We start from the raw sequence: 1,421 nt of genomic DNA, 5'->3' as shown, positions 1-1,421 counted from the left end.
GCCAATATACGTCGTGTAATAGTCGTTGTTATTTGGAATTTGGCTTTCGTGTGCCAAGTAAACCCAGTTACCCTCGAAGATATATTTCATTTCTAGGTCAAAAAGGGCTTGATCAGTAAAAACTGAACGATGAAGTTTGAATTCGCCTGTTTCAAAGTTGTCGACAAGTAATTCGTCGATACGATCGAGATGGCTAGTATTAATAACTGGGATACGTGGCATGTCCGTTCTCCGACTTTCCAAAAGTGAGGAAGTCCCCGAAATGCAACTTTGCAGTGGCTATTTCGGTTCCAAGGGTAATTAAGCGCTTGCGCGACGACGATCAACTTCAGTTGATGGTGCAGCCGCTTGGTCTTTCACCAGTTCAACATTGAATTGAATGTGTTTAAATGGACCTGTTAAACCACGGCGCGCAATTTCAGCTTCATCGGTAATATCGACAGCGGTAGCCACTAAGCCTTCACGGGTTGCAAATGCAAAGTCATCCCACAGGTATTGGTCACCCTCAATGTTGAATTGAGTGGTTAACTTGCGGTAGCCTGGCGCAGATACAAAGTAATGTACGTGCGAAGGACGGTTACCGTGACGGCCTAACTTGTTCAATACAAATTGAGTTGTTCCTTCTGGTGGGCAACCGTAACCGACAGGCATCGTGGTGAGAGCAACGTATTTACCATCTTGGTCGCTAATGATTGAACGACGTAGATTGAAGTCTGATTGTGACTTATCGAAGAAAGAGTAGTTGCCTAAGCTATTGGCATGCCAAACTTCAACTTTTGCACCTTCAATAATCTGACCATCAGTGTCAGTCACTGTCCCTTCAATAATTAAAGTCGGAATTTTGCCTTCTTCAGAACCATCATCCATACGTGCAAAACCAACTGATTCAGGTGCACCAGCTACATATAAAGGACCTTCGATGGTACGTGGTGTTCCGCCTGTAATGCCTGCTTTGGCATCGGCTTCGTCTGCACGTAAGTCGAGGTAGTGCTCAAGACCAAGCCCCGCTGCAAGTAAACCGAGTTCGTTGGCTTGGCCTGCATCCGTAAAGTATTCTAGGCCTTTCCAAACTTCAGTTTGGCTTAAATCTAAGTCTTCAATCGCTTGGAATAAGTCACCCAATAGGCGAACTACAATTTGTTGAGTACGTGCGTCTACAGGGCCTGTTGCTGTATCCACATTCATTGTTTTGACTAGTGCATCAATCTGTTGACGATTCATACTATTGCTCCTTAAGTATGTTTGCTGTGTGGTGGCTGGCTTTATTAATAGGTTTAAAAGCTAGCTGCCACGCTCCTTGTTAATTTCTTTCACTGGATTACTCATTACGTTCCAGTGATTAAACTGCATTAAACCTTTTTAAATTAACGATCATCTTCGCGAATAGACGATGGATGTCGGTTCAAAGGCATCACTTCAAT

General features: G+C 43.8%; 1 protein-coding gene and 1 pseudogene. Both read right to left on the bottom strand.

Features of this window, described 5'->3' with window-relative positions:
* A pseudogene (locus B4F08_RS08435) lies at positions 1–222 on the bottom strand (benzoate 1,2-dioxygenase large subunit); the annotation flags it as partial.
* Between the two features lie 78 nt (positions 223–300).
* The gene (gene catA, locus B4F08_RS08430) at positions 301–1,221 is read right to left on the bottom strand and encodes a catechol 1,2-dioxygenase (protein ID WP_291374119.1); all 921 of its coding nucleotides are present in this window, start codon (positions 1,219–1,221) and stop codon (positions 301–303) included.
* Between the last annotated feature and the right edge of the window lie 200 nt (positions 1,222–1,421).

Source organism: Acinetobacter sp. UBA6720, assembly GCF_002454215.1.
GTDB lineage: Bacteria > Pseudomonadota > Gammaproteobacteria > Pseudomonadales > Moraxellaceae > Acinetobacter.
Note: the sequence above shows the minus strand (reverse complement) of the source record. Positions and strands in the feature narration are given on the sequence as shown.